Origin of the sequence: Chryseobacterium sp. PvR013, from assembly GCF_017833095.1 — a bacterium.
Classification (GTDB): domain Bacteria; phylum Bacteroidota; class Bacteroidia; order Flavobacteriales; family Weeksellaceae; genus Chryseobacterium; species Chryseobacterium culicis_A.
The window spans coordinates 3,411,910-3,433,402 of sequence record NZ_JAFIBT010000001.1; the positions used below are offsets into that span (position 1 = coordinate 3,411,910).

The 21,493-nt window shown below is 37.6% G+C and carries 14 protein-coding genes; 13 read left to right on the top strand and 1 reads right to left on the bottom strand.

What is annotated here, in order from left to right; all coding sequences use genetic code 11:
- Positions 1-317: 317 nt before the first annotated feature.
- Positions 318-3,686 (bottom strand): transcription-repair coupling factor, encoded by a 3,369-nt coding sequence (gene mfd, locus JOE44_RS15575; protein WP_209786263.1) that lies wholly within the window; start codon positions 3,684-3,686, stop codon positions 318-320.
- A 251-nt stretch (positions 3,687-3,937) separates the two neighbouring features.
- Between mfd and JOE44_RS15580 the strand changes: the two genes are divergently transcribed.
- The 13 genes from JOE44_RS15580 to JOE44_RS15640 all read left to right on the top strand — a co-directional run bounded on the left by JOE44_RS15580 (position 3,938) and on the right by JOE44_RS15640 (position 21,480).
- A complete protein-coding gene (locus JOE44_RS15580; protein WP_105683220.1) occupies positions 3,938-4,333 on the top strand; it encodes a hypothetical protein in 396 nt (131 codons plus the stop codon).
- 181 nt (positions 4,334-4,514) lie between these two features.
- A complete protein-coding gene (locus tag JOE44_RS15585) occupies positions 4,515-4,811 on the top strand; it encodes a hypothetical protein (RefSeq protein ID WP_209786264.1) in 297 nt (98 codons plus the stop codon).
- Between the two features lie 136 nt (positions 4,812-4,947).
- Positions 4,948-6,447, top strand: a complete 1,500-nt coding sequence (locus tag JOE44_RS15590; protein WP_209786265.1) for a GH3 auxin-responsive promoter family protein — start codon at positions 4,948-4,950, stop codon at positions 6,445-6,447.
- 69 nt (positions 6,448-6,516) lie between these two features.
- A complete protein-coding gene (locus JOE44_RS15595; RefSeq protein ID WP_034691515.1) occupies positions 6,517-6,879 on the top strand; it encodes a hypothetical protein in 363 nt (120 codons plus the stop codon).
- Between the two features lie 92 nt (positions 6,880-6,971).
- Positions 6,972-8,207: an MFS transporter gene (locus tag JOE44_RS15600; RefSeq protein WP_209786266.1), complete on the top strand. Its 1,236-nt coding sequence runs from the start codon at positions 6,972-6,974 to the stop codon at positions 8,205-8,207.
- Positions 8,208-8,510: 303 nt separating this feature from the next.
- Complete coding sequence (locus JOE44_RS15605) at positions 8,511-9,116, top strand: hypothetical protein (RefSeq protein WP_209786267.1); 606 nt, start codon at positions 8,511-8,513, stop codon at positions 9,114-9,116.
- 167 nt (positions 9,117-9,283) lie between these two features.
- On the top strand, positions 9,284-11,356 hold the full coding sequence (locus JOE44_RS15610; protein ID WP_209786268.1) for a T9SS type B sorting domain-containing protein: 2,073 nt from the start codon (positions 9,284-9,286) through the stop codon (positions 11,354-11,356).
- Positions 11,357-11,455: 99 nt separating this feature from the next.
- Positions 11,456-13,603 carry a T9SS type B sorting domain-containing protein gene (locus tag JOE44_RS15615; protein ID WP_209786269.1) on the top strand — a complete coding sequence of 716 codons (2,148 nt, stop codon included), beginning with the start codon at positions 11,456-11,458 and terminating at the stop codon, positions 13,601-13,603.
- A 154-nt stretch (positions 13,604-13,757) separates the two neighbouring features.
- The gene (dnaB, locus tag JOE44_RS15620) at positions 13,758-15,344 is read left to right on the top strand and encodes a replicative DNA helicase (protein WP_184558556.1); all 1,587 of its coding nucleotides are present in this window, start codon (positions 13,758-13,760) and stop codon (positions 15,342-15,344) included.
- A gap of 68 nt (positions 15,345-15,412) precedes the next feature.
- Complete coding sequence (rnhA, locus tag JOE44_RS15625; protein ID WP_209786270.1) at positions 15,413-15,889, top strand: ribonuclease HI; 477 nt, start codon at positions 15,413-15,415, stop codon at positions 15,887-15,889.
- A gap of 164 nt (positions 15,890-16,053) precedes the next feature.
- Positions 16,054-18,312: a T9SS type B sorting domain-containing protein gene (locus tag JOE44_RS15630; protein WP_209786271.1), complete on the top strand. Its 2,259-nt coding sequence runs from the start codon at positions 16,054-16,056 to the stop codon at positions 18,310-18,312.
- Between the two features lie 161 nt (positions 18,313-18,473).
- On the top strand, positions 18,474-20,732 hold the full coding sequence (locus tag JOE44_RS15635; protein WP_209786272.1) for a T9SS type B sorting domain-containing protein: 2,259 nt from the start codon (positions 18,474-18,476) through the stop codon (positions 20,730-20,732).
- Positions 20,733-20,853: 121 nt separating this feature from the next.
- Positions 20,854-21,480, top strand: a complete 627-nt coding sequence (locus JOE44_RS15640) for an NAD(P)H-dependent oxidoreductase (protein ID WP_105683209.1) — start codon at positions 20,854-20,856, stop codon at positions 21,478-21,480.
- Positions 21,481-21,493 lie beyond the last annotated feature (13 nt).

Here is a 21,493-nt window from a genome sequence, read left to right on the forward strand (position 1 = left end):
TAAACCTATAGAAATAAACACATTACGGAATAGAATTAATCACACACAAAAGTAGAATTATTTCTACATAACTCCACTTTTCACAATTAAAAAAAAGAGATTAGCGTCTCAAACCCTTACTGTACGGGCGTTTACAAGATTTCTTTACTCATCAGAAAGTGATTTCAAGCCCCTAAAAAGGCCCTTAATTCTCTGTAACAGGAATATTACAAAATAAAAACATGATAACAATCACAAAAAAACGTATAAAAATTTAATATTCTTATACGTTTTTCACAACTTTTATCATCTTATTTCCAACAAATAAAAAATAAAATTTAATTATGTTCAATGATAGCTTTAAGCAATAGATTAACCTCATCTACATTTTTAACCCTTTCCTTTCTCATCATCAGTTGGTTACCTTCTTTTCCTGACTTCTCTTTGAGCTGTGCCTCAGCGGGATTTCGGGTCAGATAATTAATGATATGCCTGAATCGGTCGGTCTGATAAAACTTGTCCTGAGGATTCCCCGGAAAGTACCCTAAAAACACTCCGTTTTTCATAACAATTTTCTCAAAACCAATATCAGCAGCAAGCCATTTCAGAGAAACGCTCTTCAAAAGATTGATAGCTTCTTTTGGCAATGCTCCGAAACGGTCAATCAATTCCAGTTCAAACTGATGAAGATCCGCCTCATTATTAATCTCTGCAATTTTCTGATACAACAACAGCCTTTCTTCTGTATTGGAAATATATGAATCCGGTAACATTAACTCTAGATCTGTATCGATATTAACATCCTTCACAGATTTGAAAAGTTTCTGCCTGTCTTCTTCATTTTCGAAAAGGCTTTCAAAATCAGCATCATCTTTCAGTTCTTCTAAAGCTTCCTGCATCAGTTTCTGATAAGTCTCAAACCCCATTTCATTGATAAATCCACTCTGCTCGGCACCCAAAAGATCACCGGCACCACGGATCTCAAGATCTTTCATCGCAATCTGAAAACCGCTTCCCAAATCTGAAAACTGTTCAATGGCTTCCAGACGTTTTCTGGCATCTGAGGTCATCATATCGTAAGGAGGAGTAATCAGATAACAGAATGCTTTTCTGTTGCTACGTCCTACTCTTCCTCTCATCTGATGCAGGTCTGCCATACCAAACCTTTGTGCATCATTGATAAAAATAGTATTGGCATTCGGAACGTCCACTCCACTTTCTACAATGGTAGTAGAGACAAGAACATCATATTTCCCTTCCATAAAATCCAGCACATTCTTTTCCAGCTGTTTTCCTTCCATCTGCCCGTGTCCTGTGATCACTCTTGCATCAGGCACCAGCCTTTGGATAAGTCCCGCAATATCTTTGAGATTTTCAATTCTGTTGTTGATAAAATAAACCTGTCCATCTCTCTGAAGTTCATAAGAAACAGCATCTCGAAGAGTTTCTTCATTAAACCCTATCAACTGTGTATCTACAGGCTGCCTGTTAGGCGGTGGTGTTTTGATAACAGATAAATCCCTTGCAGCCATTAATGAGAACTGTAAAGTCCTCGGAATAGGAGTAGCCGTAAGCGTAAGCGTATCTACATTACTTTTAAGTGTTTTCAGCTTATCCTTTACTGAAACTCCAAACTTATGCTCTTCATCAATAATCAGCAAGCCCAAATCTTTAAATTTAACAGAACTGCTTACTAATTGATGAGTTCCGATAATAATATCCACCTTTCCATCTTTCAGAGCACTTAATGTTTCTGATTTCTGTTTAGCGGTTCTGAATCTGTTTACATAACCAACATTTACCGGAAAATCTTTAAGTCTTTCTTTAAAACTTCTGTAATGCTGAAAGGCTAGAATAGTCGTGGGAACCAATATCGCAACCTGCTTTCCGTCTGTCGCCGCTTTAAATGCTGCACGGATGGCAACCTCCGTTTTACCGAAACCTACATCACCACAAACCAGCCTGTCCATAACCGTATCAGCTTCCATATCTTTTTTCACATCTATGGTCGCTTTTTCCTGATCTGGAGTATCTTCATAAATAAAGCTAGCCTCCAATTCGTTCTGCAGATAGGAATCTGGTGTAAAAGCAAAACCTTTTGCCGTTTTTCTCTGGGCATATAGCTGAATAAGATCAAAAGCAATCTGTTTAACCTTCGCCTTTGTTTTCTGTTTCAAAGATTTCCAGGTTGGAGATCCCAGTTTACTCAACACAATTTCTCTTCCATCCGGTCCGTTGTACTTCGAAATCTTATGAAGAGAATGAATACTTACATATAATAAATCTCCATTTTTATAGGTCAGTTTAAAGCATTCCTGAATTTTACCATCGTTATTAACTTTTACAAGTCCCATAAATTTTCCGATTCCATGATCAATATGGGCGATGTAATCCCCGATTTTCAAAGACATCAGGTCTTTCAGGGTAAGCTGTTCAGATTTTGCAAAAGTATTTTTAGCTTTATATCGCTGGTAACGGTCAAAAATCTGGTGATCAGTATAGACCATCAGTTTATGGCCGTTATCTACAAAACCTTCATGAAGTTCAGATTTAAAGCTTTTAAAAGGGAGCTCATGTTCAAGTTCTTCAAAAATAGATTCCAGTCTTTCCTTCTGTTTTTCTGTTGAAAAGGAAATCCAGGTGTCAAATCCTATATTCTGCTTTTCTTCAATATCTTCAATCAGCAGTTCAAAGTTTTTATGAAAAGACGGTTGTGGAAGCTGTTCCATTTTGACTTCGGTAATTTCTTTCAGTCCTTCAATCACCGTTCCTCCAAAGTCAACCGTTTTGAATTTTTTATAATCGAATAGAAACTCCTGATCAGAAATAAAAAGTTCCTGTGGAGCTCTGTGCGCAATATCTTTACTTAATGTATCATATTTCTCCAGAGATTTTTCGTAGAATGTTCTGATCTTCTGCATTCCCACCATTCCGTTTTTGGTAACCACAAAACTTTCTTTAGGCAATAGCTGCAGCAATGACACTCTGGTTCCCGTTACTGAAAAGTTCATATTGGACACCAATTGGAAATCCTTCACTTTATCCACTGAAAGCTGAGTTTCAATATCGAAGGTTTTAATACTTTCCACTTCATTACCAAAGAAAGTAATTCTGTAAGGCTTTTCATGTGAATAGGAAAACACATCTACAATTCCTCCCCTTACTGAAAACTCTCCAGGTTCAGAAACGAAATCAGCCTGCTGGAAATGATAATGATTAAGCAGCTCATCCACGAAATCAAAATCAAGCTGGTCGCCTACTTTTATATGATGAGAAATTGCTTTAAAATCTTCCTTTTTCAAAACCTTTTCAGATAAAGCTCCGGCATACGCTACAATCACTTTCGGAGATCTTCCTGAATTGATTTTATTCAACACCTCGGTTCTTAAAACCAGATTGGCGTTTTGTGTTTTTTCCACCTGATAAGGTTCAAGATGGGTAGCAGGAAAATACAGCACTTTATCCTTACCAAGAAGATCTTCCATCTCAGTATTGGCATACAATGCATCCTCTTTATCATCTACCAGATAAAGAATATTTTTCTTCTGAACTAAAAAAAGCTCAGCGACAAAAATAGAAACCGAAGATCCGGCACTTCCTTTTACAGCAATATGCTGATTGTTTTCTAGCTGGGTAAAAATTTCTTTCCCAAACTCTTTCTGCATAAGGTCTGGAAGGAACTTTTCATTGATGGATTTTAACTGCATAGATAGTAAAGGTATAAACGACAAAAGCGATTTCGGGAGTTTTCCGAAACCGTTTATGATATACAAAGGTACGGATATTTTTTTTCTTCCTTGGAAAAACTGAAAGACTGAGGGTTTAAAATGAAGGACTTAACCTCAGAAATCTTAATTTTTTACAATTTTATTTAATAACCTGTTAAAAAAATTCAAGTTTCTCCTCATGGCATAGTGTTTGGCATTTTAAGTATAACCAAACATTTAAGAATGATATTATGAAAAAAGCAATTAAAATCTTAGGAGTTATGATGCTGTTATTATTCACAGCATTATCTTTTTCGTCGTGCAGTAAAGATGACGATCCTGTAAACAATGAATTTTTTGCCGGAACCTATAAAGGAAAGATTTCCTATAATGATGGAGGCTCTACCAGCATCAGTACCGATAACGGAAGTGTATTTGTAACAAAAATCGCCAGCGGCACCAAGTATAATTTCGCTTTCTCAAACAGTATTCCGGATCTTAACGGAATTGAATTTAATCAGGAAGGTGACCATACTTTAGTGATGATTGGTTCTACAGCAACCTCTTATATCAGAATTGACAATAATACCTTAAAAATATTATTTGCAAAAGACGGCAAAACGTGGACAGCCAACTGTACACGTTAGATTTGTCTATTTATATATTATGCAAGCCTGTCTTCATCTTTGAGGGCAGGCTTTTTTATTGTAAATGAAGCCTTTTAATTTTTTTTTAAGCTGTAATAAACTTTAGTTAAGTTTCAAAATCCCAGCATTCTAGCCTGCTTTTTGTATATCTTTATTCAACAAAAAACAAACAATAATTCTTATGAAAAAATTCTTATCTGCAATGTCTTTGATCCTGGGATTAGGACTTGCCACTGCTCAGCAGACTGCTCCCGCTACAAGCGCTACCGCTCATCCACCTGTAAAAGCAACGACTGCAAAAGCTGCTAAACCAGCAGAAGTAAAAGCGGCAAAACCGGCAATGGATGCAAAAGCTGCAAAGCCTGCACAACCGGCGGCCAAAATGAAAAAAGACGGTACACCGGATAAGAGATATAAAGAAAACAAACACCTGAAAAAAGACGGTACGCCTGATAAAAGATACAAGGCCAACAAATAAGCATAACATTAACATATAGTTGTTATTTTCATAATCAAATTTCGAAAAGCCGGTGGAACATGTTCCATCGGTTTTTTTTATGTGAAGCTTTATAAAAAATGATTCCAGATTCTCTACTTATTTATAAATTTGACCCATGTTAAACTTCTTCAAGAAAAATGCGGCGCTGATCTGGGCAAAGAAACATGTCCAAAAAGCAGAGGATTTCAAAAAAAATGCTGAGAAAAATCAGGAAGACCTATTAATTTCCCTGGTAAACACTGCTCAAAAGACTCTTTTTGGGCGTGAACATGATTTTGAAAACATCCATTCTGTAAAAGAATTTCAGGACAGAGTTCCTGTAGCCGACTATGAAGATCTGAAGTCTTATATTGAAAGGGTAAAAAAAGGACAATCCAATATTTTATGGACAGAAACTCCGGAATATTTTGCCAAAACTTCGGGAACAACCTCAGGGTCTAAATATATTCCAATTTCCAAGGAAGGAATGCCATTTCAGATTGCAGGAGCTCAAAGCGCTCTTTTTCATTATATCAGCAAAAAAAACAATGCTGATTTCGTCAACGGAAAAATGATTTTTCTACAGGGCAGCCCGGAACTTGAAGAGGTATTCGGAATAAAGACAGGAAGATTATCCGGCATTGTAGCTCATCACATCCCTAATTACCTCCAAAAAAACCGCCTTCCAAGCTGGGAAACCAACATTATGGAAGACTGGGAATCCAAAGTAGACAAAATCATTGAGGAAACAGAACATGAAAACATGACTCTGATCTCTGGAATCCCGCCATGGCTGATTATGTATTTTGAGAAACTATCGGAAAAACATGGTAAAAAGATCAAACAGCTTTTCCCTAATCTTCAGCTTATTGTAACAGGAGGAGTCAACTATGAACCGTACCGGGATAAAATGGAAGAGTTATTGGGTGGTACAGTAGATATTGTTCAGACTTTCCCGGCATCTGAAGGCTTTTTTGCCTTCCAGGACGACTATACCAAAGAAGGACTTTTGCTATTGACCAATCATGGAATTTTCTATGAATTTATTCCTTTGGAAGAATATGGGAAGCCCGGAGCGAGAAGGTTAACGTTAAAAGAAATTGAACTTCATAAAGATTACGCACTGATTTTGACCACCAATTCCGGGTTATGGGCATATTCTATTGGAGATGTGGTAAGGTTTATCAGCAAAGATCCGTACAGGATTTTGGTAAGCGGAAGAACCAAACATTTTACTTCTGCATTTGGAGAACATGTGATTGCCTTTGAAATAGAAGAGGCTATGAAAGCTACGCTTGAAAAATATCCGGCACAGATTACGGAATTTCATCTTGCCCCACAGGTAAATCCATCAGAAGGCCTTCCTTATCATGAATGGCTGATTGAATTTGAAAAAGAACCGGAGGATTTAGAAGCATTCAGAGAGGAACTGGATCAACAGCTGCGGGCAAGGAATACTTATTATGATGATTTGATTTCAGGAAATATTTTACGGAAGCTACACATTACGAGACTTAAAAAAAATGCCTTTCATGAATATGCCAAATCTCAGGGGAAATTAGGAGGCCAAAATAAGACTCCGAGATTGGCTAATGACAGAAAGATTGCAAATCTCTTAGAAATTTACAAACTTTAATCATATTTTTTCAATTCCGAAAACATATATTCGAAAAAAATTATAAATTTGAAAAACTAAAAGAAAATAATGAAAGCATCTGTACTGTTGAAATCATCTTTACTAACGTCTTTATTTGTTATTACGTCTTGTGCTACGACAAAATACAGCGAAGATATTTCAAAAAACAACTATTCTAATCTTGAAGCCGGAAAAGTATATAAAGTCACTATGAGAGACGGCTCTCCAAAACAGACCATCTTATTCAGAAATGTCGTTGGCGAAAATCTTGTTGGTACAGCCGGTAAAAAAGACAGTACAGAAGTAATTATTCCTAAATCAAATGTAGCAGCTGTAAAAGACAGAAGAAAAGCAAGAATTGCTGCGGGAGCTACTATCATTGGCGCAGCAGGAGTTGCGGCCATCGTATTAAGTTCTTCCAGAGCTGACTAAAATAGATTTTATCTTTTGAGATATATTTAATATATCTTTCAGAAATTGTCATATGAATAGCCTTAAATAAATTTTTAGGGCTATTTTTGTTCATGATTTCCTTTACCCCGTTACAAACATTACAAAATGTTGAATTCAGAAATCTTCTCACCGGGAGATTTTTTATTGTTTTAGCTTTCAGAATGCTTGCCACTTTATTAGGATGGTGGGTGTATCAATTAACAAAAGATCCTTTTTCAATTGGCCTTATCGGACTTTCAGAGGTTATTCCTGCTGTAAGCTGTGCACTGTATGCTGGACATGTTATTGATATGAATGAAAAAAAGAGACTGCTTCTCATCTGCAATTATGCTTATATTTTCCTGATCGGGCTTCTGCTGATTCCGGCCTTTCTGGATGTAGAAATGCATTTCACCGGTCATCAGATTACATATTATATTTATGGAGTTATCTTTTTTACGGGAATAGCAAGGGCTTTTATCGGGCCTATCGTTCCTTCTATGATTCCTAAAATTGTAAAGAAGGAAAACCTTCCGAATGCAGTAACTCTGAACCAGGCCACTTTCCTGATCTCTTCTGTTTGCGGACACGCAATTGGTGGTGTTCTTATTGGATTCATCGGTGTAAAATGGACTCTGGTTGCTATTTTAGCATTAATATTTGTTGCCTCATTATTTTTCTGGCAGCTCCATAAGCAGTATTCAGAATATAAAAAGGAAACGGTGAATGTAGTGGAAAGTATGCGTGAAGGGATTTCTTATATTTTTAAAACCAAAGAAATTCTGGGTGCTTTATGTCTTGATATGTTTGCGGTACTTTTCGGGGGTGCGGTGGCAATGATCCCTGTATTTGCAACAGATATTTTAAATTCAGGAGCTGAAGGCTTCGGTTTATTGAATGCAGCTTCAGACATTGGTTCCATGTGTATTATTACTATTTTGTCGATTGTCCCTCTGCGAAAAAATCAGGGAAAAATACTGCTTGTCGTTGTTACAGGATTCGGACTATGCATCATTGGATTCGGCTTATCAAAATTATACTGGCTGTCTTTTATGTTCCTGGTGATGAGTGGTATGCTTGATGGAATTTCCGTGGTTATCCGAGGCACAATTGTTCAGTTGAAAACACCTGATCATATCAGAGGACGTGTTCTGAGTGTGAATTCAATTTTCATTATGTCCAGCAATGAAATGGGGCAATTCGAAAGTGGACTTATGGCCAAATTATTAGGGGTTGTACGCTCCGTTGTATTTGGCGGCTGTATGACTGTTTTAATTGCTTTGCTTGTAGGAAGTACCAATCCTAAATTGAGAAAGATGCAATATTAATTTATTGTTTATCAGTTTATTTAAAATCTGAGCCAAAAAAAATCAGAATTCGAAATACTTAAAATCAGAATAGAACGTTTTTCTATTCTGATTTTTATTTTATACCTATTTTTTAAAACCTTATAAAAGAATTAAACTACAAATATTCATCAAAACCACTCATATCTTTACGATCTCCATATAATTCAACCGAAAGAATAAAATACCATATTAAAAACCAATATATTACTTTCATTAAATATATCTCAAAATCTTTAATTTAACGTTAATAATTTTTTATATTTGCTTCATAAAATATCCCCTATGACTAAACTTTTACTATTTTTGAGCTTTCTCATGGCAGGTTCTCTGATGAATGCTCAATTTTTTTCAGATCAAACCTTACAACAAACTGTTCTGCAGTTCGATACTGCTAAAACAGAAAACGACTATGATATGCTTTTCTCTAAGTTTTCAGAGGCTAAAACTTCAGAAAAATGGCAGGCTAATTACTATGCAGCAGCAGCATTATATCTTAAAACAAATTTCCTGTTAAAGAACAGCCCGAACAGCCCTCTTGGAGATCCTAATGAGTCTGCAAGAAAGCTGGCAATGCAGGCACTTGCTTCGGAAAAGAATAACGGAGAAGTAAACCTTCTTCTTGCTCTTATTCATTTTCAGAAAATCAGAATAAAAACAACTGCAGATCCTCAAAAGGAACTAAAGACTGTTACAAGCTTCATGAATAAAGCCGAAACAACTTTAAAGAATAACCCAAGACTTTCCTTCTTAAAGGCTGAAATGGCTGAAAAACAAGGAAACAAGGTAGAAGCAATAAAGTTATATCAAAAAGCAGCCCAAGAATTTGAAACATCAAACCCCTCATCCAGTTCACCTAACTGGGGAAAACAGTTGATAGGAACAAATTAACCGTAAGAAAATGCATGATCTTCTGAATACATCGGATGATCAGTTTTTTTTGATATAAAAGCTTTAAAATTCATTTAATGATCAGCGTATCATTATTTTGTATCAGGTAAAAGACAGCATTTTTTTAGTAAAAAAAACTTTTAATATTTCTTTTAAAATCTACTCTTATGAAAAAAACATTACTTGTTTTCTTACTCATATTTTCACATATTCTATTTGCCCAATCAGACTGTAATACCGCAATGGCAGTCTGTGGCAACTCGGATATTTCATATACACCAGGCGGACACGGGGACATTGCAGAAGATTTGGGCGGATGTTTAACTTCTGATGAAAAGTACTCTGTATGGTATTCTTTTACCATAGCTACAGCAGGAACCCTTACCTTTGAAATTATCCCTAATGACCAGGGAGATGATTATGACTTTGGAGTATATGGACCTAACAAATCTTGTGGTAATCTTGGAACTCCAATCCGTTGTTCTTATTCAGGACAAAGCGGAAACACAGGCCTTAACATGACCTCAACAGACCTTAGCGAGGATGCAACAGGAGACAAATGGGTGAAGTACCTTGATGTATTGCCTGGCCAGACTTACTATCTGATTGTAAATAACCACAGAGAAACAGCTAACGGATTTAAATTATCATGGGGCGGAACAGCTACTCTGTCTTCTCCATTCACAGATCCGAATATACAACCTCATCCATTCATCCCACCGGGAGTTCCGGGGGCTAATCCTAATGATCCAAGAGAAGTTGTGATATGTTCAAACCCGGCGACTTTTGATTTCGCATCATTATCAGCAGGAATCCTGAACGGTAACCCTAACTTCAGCATTAGCTATCATACCAGCCAAAATGATGCTTTAACAGGTAACAATCCTCTTGTTGGGCCTCAAACAGTTACTCCTGTTGGAGTGTATTTCTACAGTATCAACTATACTGACCCTACGAATCCGAACAGCCCTATTAACAAATGTAGACAGACTGGTAAATTTAAATTTAAAGATGGCACCATAACAGCTACAGACGTTACATTAACAAGCTGTAACAACAACAATGCAGGCACGGCAATGTATGACCTTACTACGGCAGCTGTTTTTGCTGATCCTACGGCAACCAAAAAATATTATTATACTTTATATGATCTGAATAACTCAATCAATGAGATTACAAACATTTATCAGTTTGTTTCTGCAGAAGGTAAAATATATGTAAAAGTAACTTCTGTATTCGGATGTACTGATATTGCAGAAATTACCCTTAAGTTCTACCCGGCAATTATCGCAAAAGATGCAGAATTAAGATCATGTTTTCTTGAAGCCAATCCTTCCACAGCTTTATTCAACCTTGATAACGCTGCTGTAATTACACCACAAGCAGGTATCACTAAAAAATATTTCCCTTCACTGACAGACGCAGTAGATGGAACCAACCAGATTTTAAATGCTAATTATACTGCACCAAGTGGTTTGGTTTACGTAAGAGTATCTGATACCAGAGGATGTTTTGTAGTGGTAAAAATCGGTTTAACCGTAATTGCTCCGGTAACCTCTAGTGTTCTGAAAGACAAAATCATTTGTGTAGAAGATACGACAACGTTAGATGCCGGACCTGGATTTAAAAGCTACGAATGGAGTACAGGAGCGACAACTCAGTCTATCAAAGATGTAGGAGTGGGTGTTTACTGGGTAAAATTAAAAACGGGAGAATGTGTTGCCACTCAAAAGGTAACCGTATACCCTTCTGAACAACCGGTGGTAACCAACGTTGACATCTCCAACACTACATTAACAATCAATGTGATAGGAGGAACACCGGATTACCAGTACTCTATGGATAAAATTTTATGGCAAGCCTCTAATACATTCTCCAATGTAGCAAGAGGAACTTATAAAGTATATGTAAAAGATGCTTATGACTGCGAGCCTATTGAAGTTACCGTAGTAGTTCCTAACCTTATCAATATGATCACTCCAAACGGAGATGGTGTAAATGATGTTGTAGATTATTCTGCTATGGCAGATAAACAAAGCCTGGTTTTAAGTATCTTTGACAGATATGGAACAAAAATCCACCAGGGAGACAAATCCAATGGTTACAAATGGGATGGCACAATTGCCGGCAAGAAAATCCCAACCGGTACCTACTGGTATTCTGTAACATGGAATGAGAATGACAAAAAGAACACTCCTTTCAAGTTTTCAGGTTGGATTGTTGTAAAAAACAGAGAGTAATTCTTAACAATATAAAAAGCCGCTTTGGCGGCTTTTTCTTTTACAAATAATGATAAAATTTATTGATTTTAAGTTTGTTTAACAAAAATAGTTTTAACAATGAAAAAAATATTACTTCTTTTTATTTTATTGATAACGCAAATGGCCTTTTCACAGTCAGACTGTGTCACAGCAATTCCCATCTGTGGTAACTCTGACATTTCTTACACTCCTTCAGGACCTGGAAATATCATAGAGATTCTTAACCAAAACGGAGGATGTCTTGGTACCAATGAAAGATATACCGTTTGGTATACCTTCACGGTATCCTCACCAGGAACACTGGCATTTAAAATAAAACCTAACGATCAAGGTGATGATTATGACTTTGCAGTCTATGGGCCAACAGCAAACGGTTGTGCTTCTTTACAGAATGCAGATCATGTCTTCATACAGCCTATAAGATGTAACTATAGCGGTACTCCGGGAGACACAGGTCTGGATCTTACTCTTGCTCCACCTGCAGTATTCCCTACTAACCCTCCTGGCGTTACATCCAGTATGAACAATGGGAAATGGAGTCCTTACATGGATGTGCTGGCAGGTCAAACATATTATTTGGTTATTGACAACTTCAGTAGATCCGTTAATGGTTTCTCTTTAGAATGGTCGGGTACGGCAAGTTTAAGTTCCGCATTTAACGATCCGGTTCTTTCCCCTAACCCATTTATTGCGCCGGGAATTCCTGGAGCTACTCCTACTGACCCGAACCAGGTGATGGTTTGTGCATTACCTACGCAGTTTGATTTTACAACACTTTCTGCAGCTATCATCAATGGTAACAGCCCTAACTTCAAGGTTACTTATCATAAAACAACCAACGATGCCCTTACAGGACAAAACCCTCTTACAGTAGCAACTGTTGATGGCGTTACAACATACTATTACCGAGTTGTATACCAAGATCCAAATAATCCGACCAACCCTATTAACGGATGTTTCATAACAGGGAAATTTAAATTTGTCAACGTGGGTATTTCAGCCAATGCGGCCACTTTATACTCTTGTAACAACTATGGAGCCGGTACTGCAAAATATAATTTAACAACAGCCAATGTATTTGGAGGTAGTGGTGCAACCATTAAGTATTATGCTACCATTGCTGATATGAATGCAGAGATTAATGAAATTACAGATCCTGCCAACTATACTTCTCCTGAAACAACGATATACGTAAAAGTAGTTTCTACTTTCGGATGTATTGCAACCACAACGATCAGATTATTATTCTACCCTACGGTTGTATTGAAAGACGCTGTACTGCAAAACTGTTATATTGATAACGATGTTACCCGCTCAACATTTGACCTTTCTAAAGCAGATATCGGAGTAGCTGTTCCAACACCTGCCGGAACTATTATCAAATATTATACCTCTATAGCTGATGCCCAAGCACAGACAAACCCTATTGTAATGGCATTAAACTATCTTTCAGAAAGCAAAACGGTATATGCAAGAGTAGATAATGACAAGCTGTGTTATTCGATTGCCAAGATAGAACTAATTGTATTACCTCCGGTAAAATCAGCTGTATTAAAGGATAAAACGATTTGCGCGGAAGCCAAAACCACTTTGGATGCGGGACCTGGATTTGTAAGCTACGAATGGAGCACAGGTGAAACTACACAAGCTATCAACAACGTAGGGGTGGGTGTTTATTGGGTAAAACTTCAGACCGGAAAATGTTTCACCCTTCAGGAAGTACGTGTACACGCAAGTCTTCAGCCTGTGATCTCAGGAATAGAAATCAGCAACAATAATATCACTGTAACAGCTTCAGGTGGGGTTCCTCCTTACAAATATTCTGTAGATGGTGTAAACTGGCAGGATTCCAATATATTCACAGGACTTCCTAGAGGAGAGAACACAATCTATGTAAAAGATACTTACAACTGTACTCCTATTCAGGTAACTGTGACGGTTCCTAACCTTATCAACGCTATTACTCCGAACGGAGATAACGTAAATGATGTTATTGACTATTCAGCATTAGCTTACAAGAAAAACCTGGTCTTCATTGTATATGACAGATATGGAAACAAACTTCATGAAGCCAATAGAATGAATAACTTCTCTTGGGACGGAACAGCCTTTGGTAAGAAAATTCTTACCGGAACCTACTGGTACACGATCTCATGGAACGAAAACAATAAAGACAATACCGAAACCAAATATTCAGGATGGGTATTGGTAAAAAATAAAGAATAAGCTATACTTCATCTTTTTGAAAAATCACCTCAGTCTGAGGTGATTTTTTTTATCAACAAGATCAACCTCCTGTTTACAGCAGATTGCAGAGAACTGCTAATAATTTGTTGAATACTATTTTTTTATTATTTTTTAAATAAACTATCTTTGCACCATGGCGCAGAAAGAAACATTATCATCCCTGACACACGGAAACTTTGCAAAAGAATTGTCTATTGCGGATGGAAAAATGCCTCCCAATGCAGTGGATTTCGAAAGACTTGTTATCGGAACTTTTTTGATTGATAAGAAAGGGCTTGACCATTCCATTGACCTTCTTACCTCAGAAGTATTTTATGATCCGAGACATCAGGTCATCTTTTCTACCATCTTAAAGCTTTATGAAGGCAACCATCCGGTAGACTTAATGACCATTATTCAGGAATTAAAAAAAGAAGACAAACTAAGCCAGGCAGGTGGTGACCATTACATCATTGATCTTACTATGGGAGTAAGTTCATCTGCCCATATTGAATATCACGTACGTGTTATTCTTGAAAAATATATTTTAAGAAGCCTTATCAATGTTTCTGCCAACGTTATTGATTCTTCATACAAAGAGTCAACCGACGTTTTTGAACTTTTGGATAAAGCGGAACAGTCTTTCTTTGAGATTACCAACGGAACGATTAAAAAAGGATTCGATACAGCCAACTCATTGGTAAAACAGGCTATTGATACGATTAAATCTTTAAAAGATAAGGAAGGACTTTCAGGGGTCCCTTCAGGATTCCGGGATGTAGATAAAGAAACCGGTGGATGGCAAAACTCTGACCTTATCATTATTGCTGCACGTCCCGCGATGGGGAAAACGGCATTCCTTCTTTCCATGGCAAGAAATATTGCAGTAGGGCACAAAGTTCCTATGGCTCTTTTCTCTCTCGAGATGGCATCTGTACAGCTGATCACCAGAATGATCGCTTCTGAAACAAGAATCTCTTCAGAAAAATTAAGAAAAGGAACTTTGGATGATGAAGAATGGCAGAGACTATTCTCTAATGTATCTGAGTTGGAAAATGCTCCTTTATATATTGACGAAACTCCTTCCCTTTCCATATTTGACTTCCGTGCAAAATGCCGAAGACTTGTCATGCAGCATGGTGTAAGAATTATCATGGTCGACTACCTTCAGCTGATGACAGCAGGAAGCAGCGGCGGAAAAGGAGTTGGAAACCGTGAACAGGAGATCTCCATGATTTCACGTTCATTAAAAGCGATTGCAAAAGAACTTAATGTTCCGGTGATTGCTCTTTCCCAGCTTTCGAGAAGTGTGGAAGCCCGTCCAGGAAAAAGACCTCAGCTTTCAGACCTGAGGGAATCCGGAGCGATTGAGCAGGATGCGGATATCGTATCTTTCATCTTCAGACCGGAATATTATAAAATTACTGTTTGGGATAATGATGAGGAAGGACAGGAAACTTCTACTGAAAACCAGGCCGAGCTGATTATTGCAAAGCACAGGAATGGTGCTACGGCAGATGTCCGACTATCTTTCTTAAAACATTTTGCAAAATTTGGTGATATCGAAGCAGCAATGGACGGAGCCGGAGGAGGATATCCTTCCAACTTCGGAGAGCCAAGCGGCTTTGACAAGATCAAAACAACCATTCAGCCAGGGGCAGCATTTGACCTTCCGGACAGCTCAAAACTTTCCGGTTCATCAATGAATGACTTTGATGATGATGATGACTTCCCGTTTTAAGGAAGACTAAAGTTTAGATCAATTCATTTTAATTTTACGGTCAATACATCAATTTTTAAAAAACAGATTTGAGAATCGAAATTTATACCGACGGGGCTTGCAGCGGAAATCCGGGAAAGGGCGGATATGGAATTCTCATGCGCGTTCCTGAAAAAAATTACCAGAAAACATTTTCAAAAGGTTTTCGAAAAACCACGAACAACAGAATGGAACTTCTGGCTGTTATCACGGCATTGGAAAAACTGAAATCAACAGAAAATGAAATCCATGTCTACACTGACAGCAAGTACGTATCTGATGCCATCAACCAAAACTGGATTGCCGGATGGATCAAAAGAGGCTGGAAAAATGTAAAGAATCCTGACCTCTGGAAAAAATTCGTTGAGCTATACAATAAGCATACCCCAAAAATGCATTGGATAAAAGGGCATGCAGGACACTTTGAGAATGAGCTTTGCGACAAATTAGCTGTGGCAGCAGCCAATTCTTCGGATCTCGAAATTGATACTTATTTCGAGAATCTTGATAGTAATTCTCTATTTTAATCTTAATTAAAACAAATCTAAAGGCACTGCTCAATATTTACCATTTCAACAGAAGAAACAAGATTTATTAAAAAATAATTAAATTTTTTAACAAAATTAACATTAAATACATATTGTTTACTTGGGATTTAATATCTTTACACCTTAATAAAAGTCCCATTTACATGAATAAAAATCTATTATTGTATTTATCTGTTTTTTTACTCTGTATAGCCGGGAAGTCCTTTGCCCAGACTTATCAGCTTGTTGGAAACCCGGTGAACACTACCGGATGGACGATGGTTTCACCTACTCAGGTAAACACAGATTTTATTCAGCTTACTCCGGATACCAACAACCAGTCCGGCTCCATCAGGCTGAATGACCCTATTAATTTAAAATATTGCGACAAATGGAGAGTGGAATTTGATTTCAGAATGGACTCCAACCAAACTTCTAACGGCGACGGAATTGCCTTCTGGTATCTTGCCAACCCACCCGTTGCCAGTGTATTAGGTTCTGGTCTTGGAGTATCTCAAAATGCTGTAGGGCTTATCGTAGGACTTGACACTTACAACAATACCACTACTGCTACCATGAGTAAGGTTCATGTTGCTTATGGACAGGTTCAAAACACAACCGACAACAATAACGTAGAATTCTTCAATGTTCCCGGAAGTTCCTTTCACTCACCGGATCTAAATACTACACAGCCTTTTCAGGGAACAACTTTTAAACATGTTGAAGTAACAGCGCAGGTAGATCCCGCTTCTCCTACCGGCTGGATTATCAAGATCACAATAGATGGAAATGTAATTTGCAATCAGCCTTTTGCTCCTTCAGGCACCGCTGCCGCAATGACGGTAGGATATTTTGGTTTTTCCGCCTCTACAGGAGGGGCAAGATCAAGACATTCTATTAAAAATGTAAAAATTTACACGGATAAAGTTCCTATTTTACAGAATTCAGCAACACAATCGTTTTGTCCTAATCCCACAACGGGATTTGGGTCTGTAAACCTGACATCTTTCAATTCACAATTTGTCAATAATACATCAAATTACACCTTTACCTATTATCCGCTGGGAAGCTCAACACCTATTGCCAACCCTACCAGTTATCAGTTCAATGCCAACACAACGGTGACGGTGGTTATTAAAGATAATGCAGGATTGCTCTGTGATAACCCGGATGGTAAAATTTTATTGGTTCTCGCCCCTTTCAAAGCAGAAGACAAAACAATTACCGTTTGTAATAATAACAAGATAGGAACAGCCGCCTTCAATCTGAATACTGCAGCCGTCACAAATGTTCCCGGGGTTACAAAAAAATATTATAAAACTTTAGCTGACCTCAATGCTGATGTTAATGAGATTCAAAATCCTGATAATTATTTATCGGCTCCCGGTGTCGTTTACGTAAAAGTAACAACACCTCAGGGATGTACGGGTTCAGCAAAAATTACACTTACATTTTATCCTGATACTCCAGTGAAAGAAGCGACCTTAAGATCATGTTTCATTGAAAATAATATCACGAGTGCCATCTTTAATTTAACAACGGCAGATGTTACTACTTTAGGAGCTGGTGCCGCAAAGAAATATTACACCTCAATAGCCAATGCTTTAGACGGAATCAATGAGATTATGAATCCTCTTCAGTATTTATCTACAAACACTGTCGTATACGCAAAAGTAACTGATACCAACGGATGTTTTAATATCGCTAAAATTAACCTTATTGTATTGCCACCTGTACCATCTTCTGTTCTGAAAGACAAAACCATTTGTATTGGTGAAAAAACAGATCTGGATGCAGGTCCCGGATTCGATGGTTATGAATGGAGCACCGGAGCAACAACCTCTTCCATTAAAGATGTAGGAGTAGGCACTTATTGGGTAAGACTTAAAACAGGCAACTGTATCACTACGCAGATTGTCAACGTAAAAGCATCTGCAAATCCTGTAATCTCCAGCATTGATATTGACAACAACACGATAACAGTAAATGTAGCAGGGGGAACTCCTCCATACCAATATTCGCTTGATGGAGTCAATTGGCAGCCCAGCAATATATTTACAGGCTTAGCAAGAGGAGAAGTAAGAGTTTATATAAAGGATTTTTACAACTGTACACCTGTTGAAGTTCAGATTACAGTACCTAACCTTGTTAATGCAATCACTCCAAACGGTGATAATGTAAATGATTTCATTGACTATTCAGCACTTGCTTATAAGAAAAATCTGATATTCATCGTCTACGACAGATATGGCAACAAATTATACGAAGCCGGAAAAATGAGAAACTTTACCTGGGACGGAACTGCTTCCGGTAAAAAAGTTCTTACAGGAACGTATTGGTACACCATATCATGGAACGAAAACAACAAAGACAATACTGAAACTAAATACTCAGGCTGGGTATTGGTTAAAAACAGAGAATAAATTTTACTATCAGAAACTACCTCATTTGGGGTAGTTTCGGTATTAAAAACAGAATATGCCCAATCAGAGATTGAGACCAGGTATTGCTTTTTATCACCAATTTAAACATTAAAAAACAATTTTATATCTAAGATTAAGTATAACATCACAATCCATCCACTATGAAAAAAGATATACTCATTTTTGCACTGACTATCTTATTATGCTTGCCGGGAAGATTATTTTCACAAACCTATCAGCTTACCGGAAACCCAGTAAATACAACAGGCTGGGATCTTGTCTCTGATGCCATAGTAAGCGGAGACTTTGTACGGCTTACAACCGATCAGACCAGCAGATACGGAGCTGTAAAATTATCAACCCCAATTACGTTAAGCTATTGTGATAAATGGAAAGTAGAATTCGATTTCAGAATTGACGGAAACGGAACCACGCAGTTTGGAAAAGGAGATGGTTTTACCTTCTGGTATCTTGCTAATCCACCAACAGGATTTGTATCAGGAGGTGGACTGGGTATTCCTGCCAATGCTTCAGGATTGATGGTTGGTTTTGATATCTTCAACAATACCACTGAAGGCCAGATGAGTAAAGTTCACATTCTTTACGGAACCAACAATACAGCAGGAAACAATATTGAATACAATACAACTCCTGGAAGTACCTTCCACTCTCCTGACCTTATTGCTACGCAGCCATTTGTAGGGGACACTTACAGACACGTTGAAGTAAACGGAGAAACAGACCTTACCAACCCAACAAACTGGATCATCAAAGTAAGAATAAACGGTGTTCTTATCGTGGATCAGTCTTTTGCTCCTTCCGGAGGGGCAGTAGGAATGTCACAGGGATATTTTGGTTTTTCCGCAGCAACCGGGGGAGCCAGCGCAAGACATTCCATTAAAGATGTTAAAGTATTTGTAGATAAAGTACCCATTTTAAGTAATACCCTAACTCCGTTCGTATGTACCAATCCTGCTACAGGAAACGGTGTGGTAGACCTTACTTCTTACAATTCTCAATTTGTAAATAATCCTGGAAATTATATTTTCACTTATTATGTATTGGGAAGTTCTACCCCTATTGCCAATCCTTCAGCTTTCCAGTATTCAGGAAACACTACGATTAAGGTGGTTGTAAAAGATCCTACTTCTACGCTTTGTGATAATGGTGACGGGGTTATTCAACTTAATCCTACTCCATTTGCTGCAACAGATGCCAGTCTTTCCGGATGTAATAACAACAATGCCGGAACAGCGACTTTTGATCTTAATACTGCGGCTGTAACAACTGTTGCCGGAGTTACCAAAGAATTCTACCCTACTTTATTTGATCTGAATAATGGAACAAACCAGATTACAAACCCTTCTGCCTATGCATCAGCAGCAGCAACTATATATGTAAAAGTAACCACACCTCAAGGTTGCGTAAGTACTGCAAAAATTACATTGAATATTTACCCTGTTGTGGTTGTGAATGACGTTGAAATAAAATCCTGCTTTATAGAAGCCAACCCTTCTATGGCATCCTTTAATCTTACAGGAGCTATAGTTTCTCAGGGCGGAGTTACCAAAGAATATTATCCATCATTAACTGATGCGATCAGCGGGACTAACGCAATTTCTACTCCAGCAGCATACATTGCACCTAATGGAGTTATTTATATTAAAGTATTCGGTGCAAACGGGTGTTATTCTATTGCTAAAGTTACATTAACCGTAATTCCTCCTGTTTTCTCAAGAACTTTACATGATGTGACGATTTGTATTGAAAACACCACAACATTAGATGCAGGAGCCGGATTTAAAAGCTATGAATGGAGCACGGGAGCTACTACACAATCTATCAAGAATGTAGGAGTAGGAACGTACTGGGTAAAACTAAAAACCGGAGATTGTATCGCAACACAAAAAGTGACGGTATACCCTTCCGATAATCCAGTGATTACCACCGTAGACATTTCAGGAAGCACGGTGACCGTATATGCCAACGGTGGAACTCTTCCTTACCAGTATTCTATGGATAATATTAACTGGCAGGATTCCAATGTGTTTACCAATATCGCCAGAGGAGAAGCTAAAGTATATGTAAGAGACGGCTACAATTGCATCCCTGTTGAAGTGAATATCACCGTTCCTAATCTGATCAATATCATTACTCCTAATGAGGATGGAATCAATGATTTCGTTGACTATTCAGCATTGGCCAACAAACAAAATCTGGAAATAGCGATCTTCGACAGATATGGCTATAAAATGTTCCAGGCAGATAAAACCAACGGCTACAAATGGGCAGGAACAACCAATGGAAGCAAAAAAGTTCCTACAGGAAACTACTGGTATTCTGTTTCATGGAATGAAAATAATAAAAACAGTACTCCGATAAAATTCTCAGGCTGGATTGTTGTAAAAAACAGAGAATAATTACACTTTCCGCCACATCAAAAGAATCACCCCGCCAGTCGGGGTGATTTTTTGCATTTACAGGGAGGAGATATTTCATTTTAAAGACTCTTTATTCATATTCAATTCTTAAATTTGTGCTATGAATTATTTGGAAGCTTTAAGCAGAAGATATTCTGTAAAAAAATTCAACCATCAGATTATTCCTCAGGAAGCCCTTCACAACATTCTTGAGTCAGGAAAGCTGTCTGCCAGTTCTCTGGGACTTCAGCCCTATAAAATTGTGATTGTTGAGAGTGAGGAAATGAAGCAGAAATTAATTCCGGCTTTCTATAATCCATCTCAGATTTCCACCTGTTCTCATCTTATTGTCATTATTTCAAAGAAAATTATTGAAGAGAACTATATCCGGGGGTATTTTAATCATATCTCTGAAGTAAGGGATACTCCTATGGAAAAACTGGACCCTTTCAGAAACAGCATTAATCAGCATATAAACCAGAAAACACACGATGAAATTTTCAACTGGGCAGAAAAACAGTCTTATATAGTATTGGCCAATCTTATGTATGCCGCTGCTATTGAAAGTATAGACTCTTGTCCTATGGAAGGCTTCCGTCAGGATCTTATAGAAGAAATTCTGAATATCAATCCTGAAACAGAAAAAGTAACCGTTACCCTCGCTTTAGGCTACCGTTCTGAAGAAGATCATTTCCAACACATGAAAAAAGTAAGAAAACCAAACGAAAAATTGTTTAAATTTATTTAATATTTTAAACGAT

Coding starts and splice junctions, on each gene's coding strand:
- mfd (WP_209786263.1), bottom strand. CDS start 3,686: ATGCAGTTAAAATCCATCAATGAAAAGTTCCTTCCAGACCTTATGCAG.
- JOE44_RS15580 (WP_105683220.1), top strand. CDS start 3,938: ATGAAAAAAGCAATTAAAATCTTAGGAGTTATGATGCTGTTATTATTC.
- JOE44_RS15585 (WP_209786264.1), top strand. CDS start 4,515: ATGAAAAAATTCTTATCTGCAATGTCTTTGATCCTGGGATTAGGACTT.
- JOE44_RS15590 (WP_209786265.1), top strand. CDS start 4,948: ATGTTAAACTTCTTCAAGAAAAATGCGGCGCTGATCTGGGCAAAGAAA.
- JOE44_RS15595 (WP_034691515.1), top strand. CDS start 6,517: ATGAAAGCATCTGTACTGTTGAAATCATCTTTACTAACGTCTTTATTT.
- JOE44_RS15600 (WP_209786266.1), top strand. CDS start 6,972: ATGATTTCCTTTACCCCGTTACAAACATTACAAAATGTTGAATTCAGA.
- JOE44_RS15605 (WP_209786267.1), top strand. CDS start 8,511: ATGACTAAACTTTTACTATTTTTGAGCTTTCTCATGGCAGGTTCTCTG.
- JOE44_RS15610 (WP_209786268.1), top strand. CDS start 9,284: ATGAAAAAAACATTACTTGTTTTCTTACTCATATTTTCACATATTCTA.
- JOE44_RS15615 (WP_209786269.1), top strand. CDS start 11,456: ATGAAAAAAATATTACTTCTTTTTATTTTATTGATAACGCAAATGGCC.
- dnaB (WP_184558556.1), top strand. CDS start 13,758: ATGGCGCAGAAAGAAACATTATCATCCCTGACACACGGAAACTTTGCA.
- JOE44_RS15630 (WP_209786271.1), top strand. CDS start 16,054: ATGAATAAAAATCTATTATTGTATTTATCTGTTTTTTTACTCTGTATA.
- JOE44_RS15635 (WP_209786272.1), top strand. CDS start 18,474: ATGAAAAAAGATATACTCATTTTTGCACTGACTATCTTATTATGCTTG.
- JOE44_RS15640 (WP_105683209.1), top strand. CDS start 20,854: ATGAATTATTTGGAAGCTTTAAGCAGAAGATATTCTGTAAAAAAATTC.